The organism is Sagittula salina (assembly GCF_017813235.1).
Classification (GTDB): domain Bacteria; phylum Pseudomonadota; class Alphaproteobacteria; order Rhodobacterales; family Rhodobacteraceae; genus Sagittula; species Sagittula salina.
Genome location: NZ_JAGISH010000008.1, coordinates 20,460 through 37,745 on the forward strand (window position 1 = coordinate 20,460; position 17,286 = coordinate 37,745).

Here is a 17,286-nt window from a genome sequence, read left to right on the forward strand (position 1 = left end):
GCGGCGCGGCGGATCCTACGCAAGAGGGCGTCAGTGCGGCACCTCGATGGCGATATCCCCGGTGAGCTGGTTCAGTGTTATGCGAATCCATTGCCACGGGTCATCGTCGGTGCCGTCCATGTACCAGCCTGCGGGCACATCGAAAATCAATCCGCGCGCGGGATCGTAGTCGGCGCTGAGCATGTCGAAGTCCAGCCGCGAGAAGCCCATGCCATTGTTGCCAACCATGCGGCACTGCCGGAAGCCCAACTCGTCGTGCGGCGGCGAGAGGATCATCAGCCAGGCCCAGCCGCCGACGGGTTCGACCGTGTCGATCAGCGCAAGCCGGGTCCGGCCATTGGCGAAGGTTCGGGTGTTGGCCTCCCAGGGTTCGGCGACGAATTGTGCGCTGGACTGCCAGTCGCAGTCCATGACGGTGGGGGCAAGGCCCTCCTGCGCGGCGGCGGGGGCCGCGATCAGGCCGATGGCGGCAAGGATTCTGAACATGACACAGTGCTCCGGCAGGGCCGTCCGTCGCCGGTCAGTCGTCTCCGGCCGCGTAGACGTGGATGATGCGATGTTCGCACAACCCGCCGATGGCGGTAAAGCCTTCCGCGTCCGCTGCGTGGAAATCGGCGAGGTCAAGACCGGGGAAGGCAAAGTACTTATCAATCTTCACCCCCGGTTTCTGCGCGGCATAGACTACGCGCCGGATACCGGCGAAACGCATGGCCGCGAGACACATCTCGCAGGGCTGGAGGGTCGACAGCAAGGTGCAGCCGGACAAGTCGGGATCGCGCGCGGCGCGGGCGGCACCCGAGAGAGCGACGATCTCCGCGTGGCGAGTGGGGTCATGGTCAAGGTGAACCTCGTTCAGGCCGCGTGCGATCAGGGTGTCGCCGCGCATGACGGCAGCGGCGATACCGGCGCGTCCGCCACTGCCCTTCTCCGCCAGCGCGCGGTCCAGAAGGTCGTTCATCACGGCGATCTCTGCCGAGGTGGGAGTGGTCATGGGCTGTCCTCCGATCAGGTCGAAAGGAGAACGCGGGCGGGGTGGGGAGGTTGCACTGCGCGGCGGTCGGGGAAGGTGGCTCCGCCTCCGGCCTCCTCCGGAGCATTTGCACAAGTGAGAAACAGGAGTACGAGCTTCTCCTTCTTTTTGGTCGTAAGACGCCGGGGGGCCGGGGGGCCGGGGGGCTGGCCCCCCGCCGCAAGCTCAGGCCCGCGCGTCTTCCATGAGGCGGCGCATCTCCGTGATGGCGGGGGCGAGGCCTCGGAAGATGGCCTCGCCGATCAGAAAGTGGCCGATGTTGAGTTCCATCACCTCGGGAAAGGCCGCAACGGGTTTCACGGTGTCGTAGGTCAGGCCGTGACCCGCGTGGACCTCGAGCCCGAGGGAATGAGCGTAGGTGGACATCTCGCGCATCTTTTCCAGTTCGGCGCGGTGGGCGTCCATGTCGCCCTCCGCATAGCTGTCGCAATAGCCACCGGTGTGCAGTTCGATCACCTGTGCGCCGATACGATGGGCGGCGTCGATCTGGCGGCGGTCGGCGGCGATGAAGATCGAAACCCGGCAGCCTGCATCGCGCAGAGGGGCGATGAAGTGGGCGAGGCGGTTCTCGTCGTTGGCGACTTCGAGCCCGCCTTCGGTGGTGCGTTCCTCGCGCTTTTCGGGGACAATGCAGACGGCATGTGGCTTGTGGCGAAGCGCGATGCGTTGCATTTCCTCCGTGGCGGCCATTTCGAAGTTCAGCGGCACGCTGAGAGCTTCCATCAGCCCGTCGATATCGCGGTCTGTGATGTGGCGGCGATCTTCGCGCAGGTGGGCGGTGATTCCGTCGGCTCCGGCGTCTTCTGCCAGTTTGGCGGCGCGGATCGGATCGGGGTAATCTCCGCCACGGGCGTTGCGAACGGTGGCGACGTGGTCGATGTTGACGCCGAGACGGAGGCGTCCTTCGTATTGGGTCATGTCCTGGCTCCCCGAGTGGCGGATTTGATCAAAACGTAAGCGGGCCGTGCGGGAATGGAAACGTCTTTTGCGTATCGGTACAGTGCACGCGTTGTCGCGCATGGTAACCGCCGCTGGCGGAGCCTGGCGAGGAAACCCTCGTCCGGGCGTGGGCCGAGTGTGGCGAAGATGCGGGCGGATCGCTCCTCGAATCGGGCGATGGCGAGCCCGTCAGCGGCGCTGCGGATGTCCCCTACGGCGAGCGACCTTCTGCCTTGGCCGCCTTCTGTTTTTTCAGTTCCGCGAGCTTTGCCTTGATCGCGCCCTTGCGGCGGTTCTGGAAGGCGGTGATGACCGGCAGCGAGATGTAGTAGCAGATCGTTCCGCAGATTATGCCGGGTATGATGCCGCCGACGAGGTAGGGGTAAAAGACCTCGTGCCAGAAGATCGACAGGTTGGTCCAGTCGACGTCATGGCCGGTAAAGATCGCCCGGAGGTTGGACCACAGGTCGTGCCCGGCCTTTAAGAACTTCGACACCAGTCCGCCGGGGTGGACGTCGTGCGGGCCGCGCTGGTTCATGCCCAGCAGCCAGTACCCCGTCTTCATGGCGGCGACGCCGATCGGGACATAGGTCAGCGGGTTGCCGAAGAAGGTGGCCAGCACCGCTGCCAGCATGTTGCCGCGCATGATGAACGCAATGGCGGCGGCGGTCACGAAATGCAGGCCGTAGAACGGCGTGAAGGTGGTGAAGACGCCGGCAAAGATGCCGCGCGCGATGCGATGGGGCGGGTCGGGCAGGCGGTTCAGGCGCAGGTTGATGTAGCGCACCGCACGAGCCCAGCCCCCTCGGGGCCAGAGCGCGTGGGCCACGATCCGGTAGATCGGCCGCCTGTCGCGTCGCTTGAACACTACCTCATGCCTCTTGTGCTACCGTCTTCACTCCGGTGCATCTGGCGCGGCCTCGAGCGCCGGATCCCGCTGCCGTTCCACCGAGGCAACGAGGCTCTCCGCCTCCAGTGCGGAGATGACGGAATGCATATGCTCGGCGTCGCGCAGGTCTATATCCATCATGATGCGGTAAAAATCGGGTTTCCGGTCGAGGAACTTCAGGTCCGAGATATTGGCCTTCCGCTCGCCGATCAACGTGCAAATACGTCCCAGCGCCCCGGCGTCGTTGCCCAGAACCATCTCGAAGGACACGGTGTAGACCGGCGGATGCGCGCCATCGGCCCAATGCAGGTCGAGCCAGCGGTCGGGCTGGTCCTCGTAGGCGGCGAGCGCCTCACAGTCGATGGCATGGACGGCGACGCCCTTGCCGCGATGGCTGAGGCCGACGATGCGTTCGCCCGGCAGCGGCTGACAGCAGCGCGCGCGCTCGAAGCCCTGCCCGCCGAGACCCACCACGGCGCGCTGCGCCTCGATGACATTTTCCTGTGCGATCACGAGGTTGGGGTAGACCGACTCGACGACTTCGCGGGTCGAAAGTTCGGCAGAGCCAAGCCGCGCCAGCAGGGTTTCGCTGTCTTCCAGCCGCAGGGTGCGGGCCGCCTTGGCCAGAACCTTGTCGGTGGCCTTCTTGCCGTGGGATTCAAAAGCGGCGCGGGCGAGTTCCAACCCGAGCTTGGCGAAGCGTTCCTTGTTGGCCTCCCGCAGGGCGCGGCGGATCGCGGTCTTCGCCTTGCCGGTGGTGGCGATGTCGAGCCATGTCGCCTGCGGCACCTGCCCCTCGGCGGTGATGATTTCGACGCTCTGCCCGTTTTTCAGGCGGGTCCACAACGGCACGCGGATCCCGTCGACCTTTGCGCCGACGCATTTCGACCCGATCCGCGTGTGGATCTGGTAGGCATAGTCGAGCGGGGTCGCGCCCTTGGGCAGCTTGACCACGTCGCCCTTCGGCGTGAAGCAAAAAACCTTGTCGGAGTACATCTCCAGCTTCACCGCCTCCATGAAGGCGTCGTGGTCCTCCTCGCTGTCAAACTGTTCGGTCATCTGCGCGATCCACTTTGCCGGATCGACGGCAAAGCGGTTTGCGGCGGGGGCGCCGTCGCGGTAGGACCAATGCGCGGCAACGCCGGTTTCGGCGACCTCGTGCATCTCGCGGGTACGGATCTGCACCTCCACCCGCTTGCCATCGCGGCCCGAAACGGAGGTATGGATCGACCGATAGCCGTTGGATTTCGGCTGGCTTATGTAGTCCTTGAAACGACCGGGGATGGATTTCCAGCGCTGGTGGATGACGCCCAGCACGGCGTAGGCGTCGGCCTCTGACCGGGTAATGACTCGGAAACCGTAGATGTCGGAGAGGCGGGAGAAGCCGATCTTCTTCTCCTGCATCTTGCGCCAGATGGAATAGGGTTTCTTGGCGCGGCCGTAGACTTGCGCGTCGATGCCCGCCTTTTCCAGTTCGTGCCGCATGTCCGATGTGATCCGGTGGATCACGTCGCCGGTTTCCTTCTGCAGCGTGATGAAGCGCCGAATGATCGAGTCGCGCCCCTGCGGGTTCAACACCCGAAAGGCGAGGTCCTCGAGTTCCTCGCGCATGGACTGCATCCCCATGCGGCCAGCGAGTGGCGCAAAGATCTCCATCGTCTCGCGTGCCTTCTGTTGCTGCTTTTCGGAGCGCATCGCCTTGATCGTGCGCATGTTGTGCAGCCGGTCGGCGAGTTTGACGAGGATCACGCGGAGATCCTTCGACATAGCCATGAAAAGCTTGCGGAAGTTTTCCGCCTGCTTGGTTTCGGAGCTGGAGAGCTGGAGGTTGGTCAGCTTCGTCACGCCATCGACAAGGTCGGCGATCTCGGTGCCGAAATGCTCTGCCACCTCGGTATAGGTGGAGCGCGTGTCCTCGATGGTGTCGTGCAGCAGCGCTGTGATGATGGTGGCATCATCGAGCTGCTGTTCGGTCAGGATGGCCGCGACGGCGACGGGGTGGCTGAAATAGGGCTCCCCCGACTTGCGCAGCTGTCCTTCGTGCATCAGGCGGCCATAGTCATAGGCCGCCTTGATGAGTGTTTCATTGGTTCGGGGATTGTAGTTGCGAACGAGGGCAACGAGGTCTTCAGCCGCGATCATATGCCCTACCGTTCACCGCCCCGGTCCCCGGTCAGCCCTGCCCCTGTGCTTCCATGAGCGCGCGCAGCAGCTTTTCTTCGGACATGTCGTCCTCCTGAGGCTTGTCCTGCTCGGCACCCATAAGAAGGGCCATGGCGTCGTCTTCGGGTTCGTCGACCTCGATCTGGGTCTGGTTCGACTCGATCAGGCGTTCGCGGAGTTCGTCCGTGGATTGCGTCTCCTCGGCGATCTCGCGCAGGGCGACGACCGGGTTCTTGTCGTTGTCGCGGTCGACCGTGATTGCCGCGCCGGACGCGATTTCGCGCGCCCTATGGGCGGCGAGCATCACCAGCTCGAACCGGTTCGGAACCTTGTCTACGCAGTCTTCAACCGTCACGCGGGCCATATGGTCGCTCCAATCCTGTCGTGGATTCTCATGAGAAAGTCTCACTTACTCCGGCGATGCCGGATTTACAAGCGCCGTCAAGTCACAAGTTGTTCGGGATTGGAACGACCTCGCGGCGAAAAGGTTCGGGAAGGGCGGCGGCAAGTTCTGCGACAGTTTGCCGCAGAGCAGGGTGCATCCAATGTGACGCAACGTCATTTAACGGCACCAGAACGAACGCGCGCTCGTGCAGCCGGGGGTGCGGCAGGATCAGCCGGTCGGGGGTTTCGCGCTTCTGATCTTCGGCGGGCAGAGCGTGCCAGCGGTCCCAGGTCTTCCGGTCGGGAAGCACTTCGTCGCCCGCTGCGAGAAGGTCCAGATCCAGTGTCCGGCTGCCCCATCGCTGGGCGCGTGCGCGGCCAAAATCTGCTTCGATTTCATGCAACTTATGCAGGAAATTAACGGTTTCTTTACCACTTGTGCAACGCACTGCGGCGCAGGCGTTGACGTAATCTGGCCCGGTGCCCGCAGGGAAACAGGGGGTGGCGAAAAAGCGGCTGACGCGGCGCAGAACGATCCCCCGAGACGGCATTGCCCGCAGTGCCGCCGCAATCGTCTGCTCCGGTCCGCCGGCGTCGGATCCGAGGTTCGACCCCAGCGCGATCAGGTATTCTTGTGCCATTGCACCGCCCGGGCTATCCTTAAAGATACGCATCATCGTCTTGCGATGCGTCCTCAAAGCATTAGTGTTGATAAATCTCAACCGCCAGACCGCAAATCCACTCACACCCATCGTCTGGACGGCTTTTGTAAGAAAGGACTTTTGATGTTCTACAAGGACGAACGGCTTGCGCTGTTCATAGATGGCTCAAACCTCTACGCGGCGGCCAAGGCACTGGGCTTTGACATCGATTACAAGCTCCTGCGCCAGGAATTTGCCCGCCGTGGTAAAATGGTGCGCGCCTTCTACTACACGGCGCTTCTGGAAAATGACGAGTATTCGCCGATCCGCCCTCTGGTGGACTGGCTTCATTACAACGGCTTCACCATGGTTACGAAGCCGGCCAAGGAGTATACCGACAGCCAGGGCCGTCGGAAGGTGAAAGGTAACATGGACATCGAATTGACAGTCGATGCCATGGAGCTTGCCCCGCGTGTCGACCACATCGTGTTGTTCTCCGGCGATGGCGACTTCCGTCCACTGGTCGAAAGCCTGCAGCGGCAGGGGGTGCGGGTTTCGGTGGTTTCGACCATCCGCAGCCAGCCGCCGATGATCGCGGACGAACTGCGTCGTCAGGCCGACAACTTCATCGAACTCGACGAGCTGCGGGAGGTCATCGGCCGTCCGCCGCGCGACGTGCAGGTGGAGCGCAACTTCGAGGTCGCTTCGTCGAAGTGATCTTGTGAGCCTGTCATGCGGTCACCCGAACAGGGTGCGCCGCATGACGGGAAGGGGAGTGGACACGCCATGGATTGGGCCGCCGACGCCGCCGCGTTGGGCGGCCTTTTTCTTGCTGCCTTCGGGGCGGCGACGGTGCTGCCGTTCCAGTCGGAGCTGGTTTTTGCCGGGTTGCAGGCGGCGGGAAAATGGCCGCTCTGGCAGCTGGTCGTGGTGGCGAGCATCGGCAACACGCTGGGATCGGTGGTCAACTACGGCATGGGCGTGGCGCTGGAGCGGTTCCGCCACCGCCGCTGGTTCCCGGCCTCCGAGGCGCAGCTCGACCGGGCGCAGCGCTGGTACGCGCGCTGGGGCGTCTGGAGCCTGCTGCTGTCCTGGGCGCCGCTGGGCGATGCGATCACGCTGGCGGCGGGAATCATGCGTACGCCTTTATTGCTGTTCGTAGTGCTGGTGGGGTTCGCCAAGACGGTGCGCTACGTGGTCTTTGCGTGGGTGGCCGCCGGGGTGATCGGCTGAGCCGTCTCACGCCCGTTTCTTTGGGGCGGCCCGCAGGATGATTATGGGGGCGGAGACCATCGACGCGGCAAGGGCGTGGCTCTGGGTGATGTGCTAGAGGGCGCAGAGGCGGCGACAGAGGTCTTCGACCGCGCGCGCCATAGCCTTGCCATCGCAGACCGGCGCCTGCGTCAGCATGGATCGCATGCCGTGGCGCAGTGCCTTCAGCCGTTGCGGTGTTTCGGGGGCGGTGGCGAGGTCGATGGCCTTGGCGATCATCGCCGCCCGCGAGGGGGCGACGAATTCCCGCAGGTGCGTGTGCATCACGAGGCTGGCGGATGTCCGGCCTGCCCAACGGTCTCCGTCGAAGGTCAGGAGCGGCACGCCCTGCCACAAAGCCTCGACCGTGGTGGTGCCACCATTGTAGGGAAAGGCATCGAGCGCGAGGTCCATGCGATCGTAGTTCCCGAGATAGTCGTAATGCTTGGCGCCGCCCTCCAGCGTCAGGCGGTCCCGCGCGATACCCCGGTCGGCGAAGCATTGCGCCAGCCAATCGCGGTTCTCGCCGCTTTCCAGCGTCCGGTTGGCCAGCAGCAGGCGGCTGCCCGGCACACAGCGCAGGATCTCGGCCCAGGTATCGACGACTTGCGGCGTGATCTTGTACATCACGCAGAGGCTGCCAAAGGTAATATGCCCCGCGCGCAGGCACGGCGGGTCCGCCACCGGGGGCGCGCGATGGGACACGGTGAAGGTCAGGTAGGACAGCGGCAGGCGGTGGACGGTCTCCGTATAGCCGGTCTCTTCGCCGGGTTTCACGGCGACGACATCACCGATGATTCCATGAAACCCCTGCAGGCCGGAGGGGCCGAAGTGGTTCTGCCAGGCGAGGCAGACCGGAGCGGGCGCGCGGGTGAACATGCCAAGGCGTTCGGGGGTGGAATAGGCATTGATGTCTATGAGTACGTCGAGATCCGCCGCACTGATCGCTTCGGCCAGTGCGGTGTTGTCCAGATCGGCGGTGTGGTGCAGCGCGTCGCCCGGGTGGGGGGCGTAGCCGGGCATGGCCGCCCCCTGCTTTGCGTCCGAGAAGAGGTGCACCTCCACGGCGGAGCGGTCGTGGTTGTTCACCAGCGCCCATGTCGGACGCATGTAGTTGGGTTTTTCGAGCCAAGACGACACGTAGCCGATCCGCAGCCGGTCGCGGGCGGCGCGGGGGCGGGGTGTGCAGGTCATCCGGTTCGCCATGGGCGAGGCCGCAAGCTTGTCCGCGAAGGTCGTTCGCGCGGTCAGGATGTCCTGCGGTGTGGCAGAGGGTGCGCCGGGGATGATCGTCGCCACGGCGAGCCAGGCGGCAAGGTTGTCGCTGGCTTCGGCGGCCGCCCGGTGGCAGGCCAGTGCCTCGTCCACGCGACCGAGCTTGAAGAGGCAACGGCCCATGCGGTGGCGCACCTCGGGGTTCTCCTCCAGCGCCAGGCTCTGTTCGAGGCAGCGCAGCGCCTGCACGTATTCTTCCTGACGCTCCATCGCGGCGCCGATTCTGGCCCAGACGGGGGCGGAGACACCCCCCAGCGCTATACGGCGGTTCCACGTCCCGAAGGCGTTCATGACCTGACCAGCGGCGAACTGTGCGTTGGCAAGGGCCTCCAGTGCGGTCGGATCGTCGCGCGCGGTGCGCGCCTGCCGTTCAAGTGCGGCAAGGCCGACAGCGGGGCGCGAGCCGGTTTTCGGGTTCGCGGCGGGACCGCCGAGACCCGGCAACAGGCCGAGCCGCAAACCGGCCGTGAAATCGGCTGGGTCGAAATCGCTCATCAAAGGTCTCTATGCAAAGGTATTGAATGACCTAGCGTCATTTTGCGGGCGGCGGGCAGTGCGATCAAGCCCGGAATTCCCGCCCCGACTGGACGTCGCCCGCGTGACTGACTAGGTGGAGCGGCAAAGGAGACCCACGCCATGGCCCCAGCTCTCGATCTGTACCTTGCCGCGCCGCGCGGCTTCTGTGCCGGTGTGGACCGGGCGATCAAGATCGTGGAACTTGCGCTGGAGAAATGGGGGGCGCCGGTCTACGTGCGCCACGAGATCGTGCACAACAAATACGTCGTGGACGACCTGCGTGCGAAGGGAGCGGTCTTTGTCGAAGAGCTGGACGAATGCCCCGACGACCGGCCGGTGATCTTTTCCGCCCATGGCGTGCCGAAAGCGGTGCCCGCGCAGGCGGCGAAGCGCGAGATGATCTACGTCGATGCTACCTGTCCGCTGGTGTCGAAAGTGCACATCGAGGCCGCGCGCCACGCCGAGAACGGCTTGCAGATGATCATGATCGGCCACGCAGGGCACCCCGAAACCGTTGGAACCATGGGCCAGCTTCCCCCCGGCGAGGTGCTGCTGGTGGAGACTCCCGAGGACGTGGCGCGGGTCGATGTGCGCGACCCGGGGCGACTGGCCTTTGTCACGCAGACGACACTCTCGGTGGACGACACGGCAGAGATCGTGGCAGCGCTGCAGGCGCGCTTTCCGGCCATCGTCGGCCCCCACAAGGAAGACATCTGCTACGCCACCACCAACCGCCAGGAGGCGGTGAAGGCCATCGCGCCAAAGATTGACGCCCTTCTGGTCGTGGGCGCACCGAACTCCTCCAACTCGCGCCGCCTGGTCGAGGTCGGGAGGAAGGCGGGCTGCTCCTATGCGCAGCTGGTTCAGCGGGCGGATGACATCGACTGGCGGGCGCTGGACGGTATCCGCGCGGTGGGGATCACGGCCGGGGCCTCCGCACCGGAAGTGCTGATCGAAGAAGTCACGCAGGCCTTCCGCGACCGTTTTGACGTGACCGAGCAGGTGGTGGAAACCGCGCAGGAGAACGTCGAGTTCAAGGTGCCGCGCGTGCTGCGAGAGCCGCGCGTACCCGCCGTGGGGGAGGACGTCTGATGCCCCATCCCTTTGATGCAAGTGACGTTCTGGACCTGCCACTCATGGCATTTCTCGGCACCACCGAAGCCGATGGCGCGCCGCGCACCGCACCAGTCTGGTATCTCTGGGAGGATGGCGCGCTCTGGATGCCCGGTTCGGCGGGCGGCAGTTCCGTCCTCCGCATCGGGCGCGATCCGCGCGTGTCGGTCGAGATCGTGGACTACGACAACGCGGGCGGCATCCTCAAACATCTGGGCCTGCGCGGGCGCGCCTCGGTCGGGCCGATGCAGGCGGACCGCTTCCGCCGCCTGCTTGCGCGCTACCTGGGGCCGGAGGATGACTGGAACCCCTGGTTCATCGGAGAGATTGCCCGCATCGATGACCCCGACGGCAGGCTGATCCGGCTGGAGCCGGACAGCCTGTTCACCAACAACGTGAGCTACTTCCGCACCGGCCCGGTTCTGGCGACGCATACCAGTCCGGCGTAATTGCGCCCGCCGCCGCTCGGAATTGTGGCAAATATTGGGCGCGCTCCGCGAATTTTTCGTAACTTGTCCGCCGTGCACGTTTTTCCGCCGACCAGGGTCGGGGCCAACGGCAATTTTTCGTCATTGCAGGTCAGCCCCACAGGGATGTGACTATGCGGCTGACGCGGCATCGGGTTAGGCTGGGCGCAAAGCAGTCAAAAAGGGAAAACGCCCGCCCATGCCACTCAAGCGCCTTGTTCCCCTCATCCTGGTGGTCGGAGCCTCCATCGCCGCCGTCGCGGCGTTGGCGCATTCCGGCGTGTCAAATCCCGCCGTCCTGCCTCGGATGGAGGCGATGAAGCGCATGGGTGACCAGATGAAGGTGCTGGGGACAATGGCAAAGGGGCAGGCGCCGTTCGATGCGGGCTCCGCACAGGATGCGGTCGACCGTATCCGCAAGCGCGCCGCCGAGGTTCCCGAACTGTTCCGCGCGCAGGAAATGGACCCGAAATCGGAGGCCCTGCCGACCATCTGGGAAAGCTACGGCGATTTCACTGTCAAGGCAGAGGAACTCCAGGGGGTTGCCGACGTGCGGATCGCCGCGAAGGAGGACCTTGGTCAGGCCGTCGCGGAACTCGGCGCGGCCTGCAAGGCGTGCCATGCGCACTACCGCGATTGAGGCCGTCGTGATCCGACCCATGCGCGCCGTGTGCCTCCTTGCGGTGGCAGCGCTGGCAGTCCCGGCAACCGCAGCGCTGGCCGGGCACGAACTCGACGGCGGCGACATCGCGCACGGGCAGGCGCTTTATGCGGAGAATTGCGCGGACTGCCACGGCACGGCGCTGCAGGGCCAGCCCGATTGGCAGTCGCCAAATGCGGGCGGCGCATACCCCGCGCCACCGCATGACGAGACCGGGCACACCTGGCACCATTCGAACCAGCAGAATTTCGACTACGTGAAATTCGGCGGCGCAGAGATAACGCGCCGCCTCGGGATTAAGACCTTCACCTCCGGGATGCCCCCCTTCGGAGACGCGCTCTCGGACGACGACATCCGCGACATCCTTGCCTATATCCGCAGCACATGGCCGAAGGAAATCCGCGACCTGCAGGCGATGCGCAACCCGCCGCACGAGTGATCACGACTGGACGGGGCGCTTCGCCAGGCTATTGTCGCGGAACGCCCCCAGTTTCTTGGTAAAAATACTCTCGGGGCGCGGGGGCTGGCCCCCGCTGATCCACCGCTGCCACGGAGGTGCCCGCATGGTCCAGTCCACCCGCGTCCCGCAAGCCCCGCTGTTGCTTGGGCTCGCCGGGGTGGTGCCCTTCGCCTGGGGCGCATTGACGTTGCTGATGTCGGGGCTGGCAGATTGGGCTGCGACCCGGCTGACCGCCGGCTTTGCCGGGCTGCCCGGGCTTAATGCGCTGTTTGCCCGCTGGAGGCTGGCACCGCCGTGGGGGCTGGCGCAGCGGCTGATCCTGACGGCGCCGATGCTTTCGTGCTTCATTCTGACGGTCATGGCATGAGCGCGGATCGGGAAACGATGGCGGTCTACGAAGCCCGCGCGCAGGACTATGCGCAGGCCTTCGGCAAGGATCACAAGGCCAACCCCGCGCTGATCGCTTTCGTGGCCGCTCTGCCCAGGGACTCGCTGGTTCTGGATCTCGGGTGTGGGCCTGGGGCATGGGCGCGGGCGATGCTGGACATGGGGCTTCGGGTGGAGGCGGTGGACGCGTCCGCCGCCATGGTCGCCGAAGCGGCACGGGTGCCGGGGCTGGTGGTGCGTCAGGCCACCTTCGACGAGATCGGCGCAGAGGCGCGCTACGACGGCATCTGGGCCAACTTCAGCCTCCTGCACGCACCGCGGGCAGCCATGCCCGCCCACCTTGCCGCGCTGTGCCGGGCGCTGAAGCCCGGTGGTCTGCTGCACATCGGTTTGAAGGCCGGGCAGGGGGAGGCACGCGATGCATTGGGTCGGTTCTACACTTACTGGGAGGTCGCGGATCTTGCGGCGCTGCTGGAGAGCCTCGACATGACGTGGGGCCATCTGCGGCAGGGTGCGGACAAGGGGCTTGACGGCGCGGTCGCGCCTTGGTTCACCCTGACCGCCCGCAAGACCTGAAGGCCGCAAGGCCCCGACCCCACGATCCGACCCCCAGGAGGCCGCCATGACCAACCTTTACGCCTATACGGACGGCGCTTGTTCCGGCAATCCCGGCCCTGGCGGCTGGGGCGTTCTCTTGCGCGCCAAGGAGGGCGACAGGGTGGTGAAGGAAAAGACACTCAACGGTGGCGAGAAGGTCACGACCAACAACAAGATGGAGTTGATGGCGGCGATCTCGGCACTGGAATCGCTCAGCCGTCCGTCGCAGATCACCGTGGTGACGGACTCGCAATACGTGAAGAACGGCGTGACCGGCTGGATCTTTGGCTGGAAGAAGAACGGTTGGAAGACGGCGGCCAAGAAGCCGGTGAAGAACGTCGAACTCTGGCAGCGCCTCGACGCTGCGCAGGCGCAGCATGACGTGACATGGGAGTGGGTAAAGGGTCACGCCGGCCACCCCGAGAACGAGAAGGCCGACGAACTTGCCCGCGAGGGCATGGCGCCCTTCAAATAGACGCAGGCTTTTCGTTGAAAGTCCGCGCGCAGGGCGTCTGGATCGTTTCGTCGAAACGACTTCGTAGCCCGACGCGGGAGAAAACCGCGGGCGGAAAACGCGGGTGAGAGGCGGGGAGGGGCTGCATGACGGCACTGGTGCTGCTCGATTACACCTCGGTGGCCATCTTCGCGCTGACCGGCGCGCTGGTGGCCAGCCGGGCGCAGCTGGACATCGTGGGCTTTGCCTTTCTCGCCTGCCTGACGGGGCTGGGTGGCGGCACGCTGCGCGACCTGCTGCTGAACCGCGCGCCGATCTGGATCGCCGATCCCACCTACCTCGGTTTCGGATGCGCCGCGGCGGTGCTGGTGTTCTTTTCCGCCCACCTGATCGAGAGCCGCTACACCGCGATTCTCTGGCTCGATGCGCTGGCCCTGCCGGTGGCGGTGGCGGCGGGCGCTGGCGTGGCGGCGAGCCTCGGCTTTGGCTGGCCAATGATCGTGGTCATGGGGATCGTCACCGGCTGTGGCGGCGGGTTGATGCGCGACGTTGTGGCCAACGAGGTGCCACTGGTGCTGAAACAGGGCGAACTATACGTTACCTGCGCGCTGGCGGGATCGGGTGCGCTGGCTTGCGCGCTCTGGCTGGGACTGCCCGCGCCCATCCCTGCGCTGGCCTGCGCGGCGGTGACTTTCCTGCTGCGGGCGGGGAGCCTCGGCTTTGGCTGGCGGTTGCCAGTCTACAAGGCTCGCCCGCCCCGCAACAAGTGACGCGCCTGGGTGGCGTTCAGTTCGGGCGACCGTCCGCCAGCCCCCTCTTGCAAAGCTCTGGCCCTTCGGCATTGGTGGAAAACGCGGTGACGCCGCAAGCGGCGCAGCGAAACTCGCGCAGGCGGCCGCGCGGCTCGCCCATGGGCTGCCAGTCGCAGGCCTTGCGCGCCTTGGGCTGCCCGCCCGCGGCCCCCATGCCGCCGCCGCGGGTGCGCCACGACCAGAAGGCCAGCGCGGCGATGACGAGTATCGCGAGAAGGACGGTCATTGCAGATCCCCGAAGGCCTCCTGCAGCCGCGCCACGGCCTGCTCCACCCGGGCGCGCGGCGTGGCAAAGTTGAACCGCAGAAAGCTCTCGCCGCCGGTGCCGAAGGTCGGCCCGTGGTTGGCGGCGATCTTTGCGCCCTGTTCGACGCGCGCAGTGAATTCCTCGCGCGTCATGCCCGTGCCGGAGAAGTCGACCCAGGCGAGATAGGTGGCCTGCATGTCCATGCTGGCAAGGCCGGGGATGGCGTTCACGCCCGCATCGAACAGGCGTCGGTTGCCGTCAAGGTAGTCAACCAGCGCATCGACCCATTGCGCACCTTCGGGGGAATAGGCGGCTTCGGCCATGAACAGTCCAAGCGAGTTGGGCGAGATACCAAGCGCCGCCATCTTGGCCGCGAACTGTCCCCGCAACGCGTCGTCGGCGATGATGACGTTGCCGGAGTGACACCCGGCGATGTTGAAGGTCTTGGTGGTGGCGGTCATCATCACCAGCCGGTCCGCCACATTGTCGATCAGGGCCATGGGCGTGTGGCTGTGGCCGGGCATCACGAGGTCATGGTGGATCTCGTCGGAGACGAGGATCAGGTCGTGGCGCTTGGCAAAGGCCGCGACCCCCTCCAGTTCTTCGCGGGTCCAGACGCGGCCCCCGGGATTGTGCGGCGAACACAGGATGAGCATCCGTTCCGCCCCGGTCATCTGCGCGTCCCATGCGTCGAAGTCCATGCGGTACTGGCCGTCCCTCAGTGCGAGCGGACATTCCACCACGTCGCGCCCGGCGGCTTTGATCACGCGGGCAAAGGCGTGGTAGACGGGCGTCATCAACACCACGCCGTCGCCGGGGCGGGTAAAGGCCTCCACGCACATGGCGGTGCCGTTCACCAGCCCGTGGGTGGTGAAGATCCAGTCCCGCTCCACGGCCCAGCCATGACGTTCCTGCATCCACCAGCGGATCGCGTCGCGGTAGGCGGTATCGTCGCCATAGTAACCGTAGACCCCGTGGTCGGCCATCTTCTGTACGGCGGCCTGCACGCAGGCGGGCGGACGGAAATCCATGTCAGCGACCCACATCGCGAGCCCCTCGGAGGGCGGCACACCGTAAAGCGCCTCCATCTTGTCCCATTTCACCGAGTGTGTGCCGATACGGTCGATGTCCTCGTCGAAGTCGGGGGTGGGGTGGGTCATGCGGGCCTCCTGTCGCGATGTTCAAAGGCTTCCCGCGATGCGGGCCGGGGTGCAAGGTGAAATCGCGTGGCTGCCTGCGGCGCGTCCGCACGCGATATTGCGATTCCCGCGACAGCCGCCTAAATCGGGCGCATGAAGCGAAACATCCTCATCCACCCCGACCCGCGCCTGAAGAAAGTCTGTGACCCCGTGCCCGACCTTTCGGACGAGTTGCGGGTTCTGGCGGACGACATGCTGGAAACCATGTACGACGCGCCGGGCATCGGGCTGGCTGCGCCGCAGATCGGCGTTCTGTCGCGCCTGATCGTGCTCGACTGCGCAAAGTCCGACAACGACGAAGAGGCGCGACCGCTGGTGATGTTCAACCCGCAGGTGGTGGCGTCCTCGGACGAACGCAACGTCTACGAGGAAGGCTGCCTGTCGATCCCCGAGCAATACGCCGAGGTGGAGCGCCCGAAGGTCGTCGATGTCGAATGGCTGGACACGGACGGGGTGCTGCAAAAGGAGACCTTTGACGGGCTCTGGGCGACCTGCGTGCAGCACGAGATCGACCACCTCGACGGCAAACTTTTCATCGACTACCTCAAGCCGCTGCGCCGCCAGATGATCACCCGCAAGATGGTCAAGCTGAAAAAGGAACGCGCGCGGGAGGGATCGTGACCGTGGAGGTCATGCCGATCCTGCGCTGGCCGGACCCGCGGCTGGCCACGCCCTGTACGCCGGTGGAGGATACCAAAGCGGTGGCCGAGCTGGTCGAGCGGATGTTTGCCACGATGTACGATGCGCCGGGGCGCGGGCTGGCCGCGCCGCAGGTCGGTGTGACGCAACGGCTGTTCGTCATGGACGCTGGCTGGAAGACCGGGCCGAAGACGCCCGTGGTCTGCATCAACCCCGTGGCCGAGCCGTTGGGCGCGGTCGATGAGGGCGTCGAGGCCTGCCTCTCTATGCCCGGCGTGGAGGTGACAGTGCCCCGCCCGTCGCGCGTGCGGCTGCGCTATACCGACCTGACCGGCGAGGAGCAGGTGGTGGCGCTGGAGGGCGCCGAGGCGCGCATCGCCCAGCACGAGACCGACCACCTCGACGGCCGGATGCACTTCGACAATGTCGCGCCGGAAACCCGCGCCGCGATCCTCGCCGCCTGGGAGACCGCATGACCATCCGCCCCTTCGTTCCCTTTCCCGACAAGCGCCTGCGCAGCGTGGCCGAACCCGTCGCGGAGGTCACCGACGAGATCCGCGCGATCTGGGGCGACATGATCGACACGATGGAGGCCATGCCGGGCGTCGGACTCGCCGCGCCGCAGATCGGCGTGATGCTGCGCCTCGCAGTGGTCGATGCCTCCGACAGTCGGGGGCAGGCGATCCGCATGGCGAACCCGGAGGTACTGCACGTGTCGGTGCATCTGCGTGAGCACGAGGAAGGCAGTCCCAACCTGCCGGGCGTCTGGGCAACGCTGAAGCGCCCGCGCGCGGTGACCGTGGCCTACCTCGACGAGACGGGCACCCGGGTGGAGAAGGATCTGATCGGAGTCTGGGCGACCTCGGTGCAGCACCAGATCGACCACCTGAATGGCAGGATGTATTTCGATCACCTTTCCAAGACGAAGCGCGACATGCTGATCCGGAAGGCGCGCAAGCGGTAAGGTGTTTCGCCTCGCGTGCCGCGAGGCGATCCGCGCGCCTTTGGCGCGCATGGGGGCGCTGCCCCCATGCCCCCGAGGTATTTTTGAACCGAAAAAGCAAGTACTGGTCCCCCGTTTCTTCGGTTTGACATTCCTTCGGGGGAATCCCGCAGGGACGGGGCAGAGCCCCCTTTGCGATCCGCTTGCCCTTGCACGTCG

At 65.5% G+C, this 17,286-nt stretch carries 23 protein-coding genes; 13 read left to right on the forward strand and 10 right to left on the reverse strand.

The features are described from left to right. Positions 1-30 precede the first annotated feature (30 nt). The 7 genes from J5474_RS14465 to folK form a co-directional block, all read right to left on the reverse strand. Entirely contained in the window at positions 31-486 is a 456-nt protein-coding gene (locus J5474_RS14465; protein WP_209361636.1) for a hypothetical protein, read from the reverse strand. 34 nt (positions 487-520) lie between these two features. Next, complete coding sequence (locus J5474_RS14470; protein ID WP_209361637.1) at positions 521-991, reverse strand: nucleoside deaminase; 471 nt, start codon at positions 989-991, stop codon at positions 521-523. 204 nt (positions 992-1,195) lie between these two features. Next, positions 1,196-1,948 carry a pyridoxine 5'-phosphate synthase gene (locus J5474_RS14475; protein WP_209361638.1) on the reverse strand — a complete coding sequence of 251 codons (753 nt, stop codon included), beginning with the start codon at positions 1,946-1,948 and terminating at the stop codon, positions 1,196-1,198. 232 nt (positions 1,949-2,180) lie between these two features. Further along, positions 2,181-2,837, reverse strand: coding sequence for a DUF2062 domain-containing protein (locus tag J5474_RS14480; protein WP_209361639.1), 657 nt, complete (start codon positions 2,835-2,837; stop codon positions 2,181-2,183). 27 nt (positions 2,838-2,864) lie between these two features. Continuing rightward, positions 2,865-5,000, reverse strand: a complete 2,136-nt coding sequence (locus tag J5474_RS14485; protein WP_209361640.1) for a RelA/SpoT family protein — start codon at positions 4,998-5,000, stop codon at positions 2,865-2,867. A gap of 31 nt (positions 5,001-5,031) precedes the next feature. Next, positions 5,032-5,385, reverse strand: a complete 354-nt coding sequence (rpoZ, locus tag J5474_RS14490; RefSeq protein ID WP_209361641.1) for a DNA-directed RNA polymerase subunit omega — start codon at positions 5,383-5,385, stop codon at positions 5,032-5,034. A gap of 82 nt (positions 5,386-5,467) precedes the next feature. Next, the gene (gene folK / locus J5474_RS14495; protein WP_342454045.1) at positions 5,468-6,151 is read right to left on the reverse strand and encodes a 2-amino-4-hydroxy-6-hydroxymethyldihydropteridine diphosphokinase; all 684 of its coding nucleotides are present in this window, start codon (positions 6,149-6,151) and stop codon (positions 5,468-5,470) included. A 39-nt stretch (positions 6,152-6,190) separates the two neighbouring features. On the opposite strand from folK, the gene J5474_RS14500 reads away from it, so the two are divergent. Together J5474_RS14500 and J5474_RS14505 are read left to right on the forward strand one after the other, a co-directional pair. After that, positions 6,191-6,763: a LabA-like NYN domain-containing protein gene (locus J5474_RS14500; protein ID WP_209361642.1), complete on the forward strand. Its 573-nt coding sequence runs from the start codon at positions 6,191-6,193 to the stop codon at positions 6,761-6,763. 69 nt (positions 6,764-6,832) lie between these two features. Next, the gene (locus tag J5474_RS14505; protein WP_209361643.1) at positions 6,833-7,279 is read left to right on the forward strand and encodes a YqaA family protein; all 447 of its coding nucleotides are present in this window, start codon (positions 6,833-6,835) and stop codon (positions 7,277-7,279) included. Positions 7,280-7,372: 93 nt separating this feature from the next. Here J5474_RS14505 and J5474_RS14510 read toward each other — a convergent pair whose 3' ends face one another. Further along, a complete protein-coding gene (locus J5474_RS14510) occupies positions 7,373-9,067 on the reverse strand; it encodes an O-linked N-acetylglucosamine transferase, SPINDLY family protein (protein WP_209361644.1) in 1,695 nt (564 codons plus the stop codon). Between the two features lie 141 nt (positions 9,068-9,208). On the opposite strand from J5474_RS14510, the gene ispH reads away from it, so the two are divergent. From ispH to J5474_RS14550, 8 genes are all read left to right on the forward strand, one after another. Beyond that, a complete protein-coding gene (gene ispH, locus J5474_RS14515; RefSeq protein ID WP_209361645.1) occupies positions 9,209-10,180 on the forward strand; it encodes a 4-hydroxy-3-methylbut-2-enyl diphosphate reductase in 972 nt (323 codons plus the stop codon). Further along, a complete protein-coding gene (locus J5474_RS14520) occupies positions 10,180-10,650 on the forward strand; it encodes a pyridoxamine 5'-phosphate oxidase family protein (protein ID WP_209361646.1) in 471 nt (156 codons plus the stop codon). Before ispH ends, J5474_RS14520 begins: the two co-directional genes overlap by 1 nt. A gap of 217 nt (positions 10,651-10,867) precedes the next feature. Next, positions 10,868-11,308, forward strand: coding sequence for a c-type cytochrome (locus J5474_RS14525; protein ID WP_209361647.1), 441 nt, complete (start codon positions 10,868-10,870; stop codon positions 11,306-11,308). 7 nt (positions 11,309-11,315) lie between these two features. Further along, complete coding sequence (locus J5474_RS14530) at positions 11,316-11,768, forward strand: c-type cytochrome (RefSeq protein WP_342454046.1); 453 nt, start codon at positions 11,316-11,318, stop codon at positions 11,766-11,768. Between the two features lie 124 nt (positions 11,769-11,892). Next, positions 11,893-12,156, forward strand: a complete 264-nt coding sequence (locus tag J5474_RS14535) for a hypothetical protein (protein ID WP_209361648.1) — start codon at positions 11,893-11,895, stop codon at positions 12,154-12,156. Then, entirely contained in the window at positions 12,153-12,752 is a 600-nt protein-coding gene (locus J5474_RS14540) for a class I SAM-dependent methyltransferase (protein ID WP_209361649.1), read from the forward strand. The genes J5474_RS14535 and J5474_RS14540 overlap by 4 nt, the downstream gene beginning before the upstream one ends. Before the next feature lie 46 nt (positions 12,753-12,798). After that, positions 12,799-13,248 (forward strand): ribonuclease HI, encoded by a 450-nt coding sequence (gene rnhA / locus J5474_RS14545; RefSeq protein WP_209361650.1) that lies wholly within the window; start codon positions 12,799-12,801, stop codon positions 13,246-13,248. 125 nt (positions 13,249-13,373) lie between these two features. Further along, positions 13,374-13,997, forward strand: a complete 624-nt coding sequence (locus J5474_RS14550) for a trimeric intracellular cation channel family protein (protein WP_209361651.1) — start codon at positions 13,374-13,376, stop codon at positions 13,995-13,997. A gap of 16 nt (positions 13,998-14,013) precedes the next feature. Here J5474_RS14550 and J5474_RS14555 read toward each other — a convergent pair whose 3' ends face one another. Both J5474_RS14555 and J5474_RS14560 read right to left on the reverse strand, forming a co-directional pair. Beyond that, positions 14,014-14,265, reverse strand: coding sequence for a hypothetical protein (locus J5474_RS14555; protein WP_209361652.1), 252 nt, complete (start codon positions 14,263-14,265; stop codon positions 14,014-14,016). Further along, the gene (locus tag J5474_RS14560; RefSeq protein ID WP_209361653.1) at positions 14,262-15,446 is read right to left on the reverse strand and encodes a MalY/PatB family protein; all 1,185 of its coding nucleotides are present in this window, start codon (positions 15,444-15,446) and stop codon (positions 14,262-14,264) included. The genes J5474_RS14555 and J5474_RS14560 overlap by 4 nt, the downstream gene beginning before the upstream one ends. Positions 15,447-15,578: 132 nt before the next feature. Between J5474_RS14560 and def (J5474_RS14565) the strand changes: the two genes are divergently transcribed. From def (J5474_RS14565) to def (J5474_RS14575), 3 genes are read left to right on the forward strand one after another with little or no spacing between them, the layout of a single operon-like run. Continuing rightward, entirely contained in the window at positions 15,579-16,106 is a 528-nt protein-coding gene (gene def, locus J5474_RS14565) for a peptide deformylase (RefSeq protein ID WP_209361654.1), read from the forward strand. Continuing rightward, entirely contained in the window at positions 16,103-16,600 is a 498-nt protein-coding gene (gene def, locus J5474_RS14570) for a peptide deformylase (RefSeq protein ID WP_342454047.1), read from the forward strand. The genes def (J5474_RS14565) and def (J5474_RS14570) overlap by 4 nt, the downstream gene beginning before the upstream one ends. Continuing rightward, positions 16,597-17,088 carry a peptide deformylase gene (def, locus tag J5474_RS14575; RefSeq protein ID WP_209361655.1) on the forward strand — a complete coding sequence of 164 codons (492 nt, stop codon included), beginning with the start codon at positions 16,597-16,599 and terminating at the stop codon, positions 17,086-17,088. The genes def (J5474_RS14570) and def (J5474_RS14575) overlap by 4 nt, the downstream gene beginning before the upstream one ends. Positions 17,089-17,286: the final 198 nt, after the last annotated feature.

Bases quoted from the DNA above. Each gene is read 5' to 3' on its own strand.
- J5474_RS14465 (WP_209361636.1), bottom strand. From the start codon at position 486: ATGTTCAGAATCCTTGCCGCCATCGGCCTGATCGCGGCCCCCGCCGCC.
- J5474_RS14470 (WP_209361637.1), bottom strand. From the start codon at position 991: ATGACCACTCCCACCTCGGCAGAGATCGCCGTGATGAACGACCTTCTG.
- J5474_RS14475 (WP_209361638.1), bottom strand. From the start codon at position 1,948: ATGACCCAATACGAAGGACGCCTCCGTCTCGGCGTCAACATCGACCAC.
- J5474_RS14485 (WP_209361640.1), bottom strand. From the start codon at position 5,000: ATGATCGCGGCTGAAGACCTCGTTGCCCTCGTTCGCAACTACAATCCC.
- rpoZ (WP_209361641.1), bottom strand. From the start codon at position 5,385: ATGGCCCGCGTGACGGTTGAAGACTGCGTAGACAAGGTTCCGAACCGG.
- J5474_RS14500 (WP_209361642.1), top strand. From the start codon at position 6,191: ATGTTCTACAAGGACGAACGGCTTGCGCTGTTCATAGATGGCTCAAAC.
- J5474_RS14505 (WP_209361643.1), top strand. From the start codon at position 6,833: ATGGATTGGGCCGCCGACGCCGCCGCGTTGGGCGGCCTTTTTCTTGCT.
- J5474_RS14510 (WP_209361644.1), bottom strand. From the start codon at position 9,067: ATGAGCGATTTCGACCCAGCCGATTTCACGGCCGGTTTGCGGCTCGGC.
- ispH (WP_209361645.1), top strand. From the start codon at position 9,209: ATGGCCCCAGCTCTCGATCTGTACCTTGCCGCGCCGCGCGGCTTCTGT.
- J5474_RS14520 (WP_209361646.1), top strand. From the start codon at position 10,180: ATGCCCCATCCCTTTGATGCAAGTGACGTTCTGGACCTGCCACTCATG.
- J5474_RS14525 (WP_209361647.1), top strand. From the start codon at position 10,868: ATGCCACTCAAGCGCCTTGTTCCCCTCATCCTGGTGGTCGGAGCCTCC.
- J5474_RS14535 (WP_209361648.1), top strand. From the start codon at position 11,893: ATGGTCCAGTCCACCCGCGTCCCGCAAGCCCCGCTGTTGCTTGGGCTC.
- J5474_RS14540 (WP_209361649.1), top strand. From the start codon at position 12,153: ATGAGCGCGGATCGGGAAACGATGGCGGTCTACGAAGCCCGCGCGCAG.
- rnhA (WP_209361650.1), top strand. From the start codon at position 12,799: ATGACCAACCTTTACGCCTATACGGACGGCGCTTGTTCCGGCAATCCC.
- J5474_RS14550 (WP_209361651.1), top strand. From the start codon at position 13,374: ATGACGGCACTGGTGCTGCTCGATTACACCTCGGTGGCCATCTTCGCG.
- J5474_RS14555 (WP_209361652.1), bottom strand. From the start codon at position 14,265: ATGACCGTCCTTCTCGCGATACTCGTCATCGCCGCGCTGGCCTTCTGG.
- J5474_RS14560 (WP_209361653.1), bottom strand. From the start codon at position 15,446: ATGACCCACCCCACCCCCGACTTCGACGAGGACATCGACCGTATCGGC.
- def (WP_209361654.1), top strand. From the start codon at position 15,579: ATGAAGCGAAACATCCTCATCCACCCCGACCCGCGCCTGAAGAAAGTC.
- def (WP_209361655.1), top strand. From the start codon at position 16,597: ATGACCATCCGCCCCTTCGTTCCCTTTCCCGACAAGCGCCTGCGCAGC.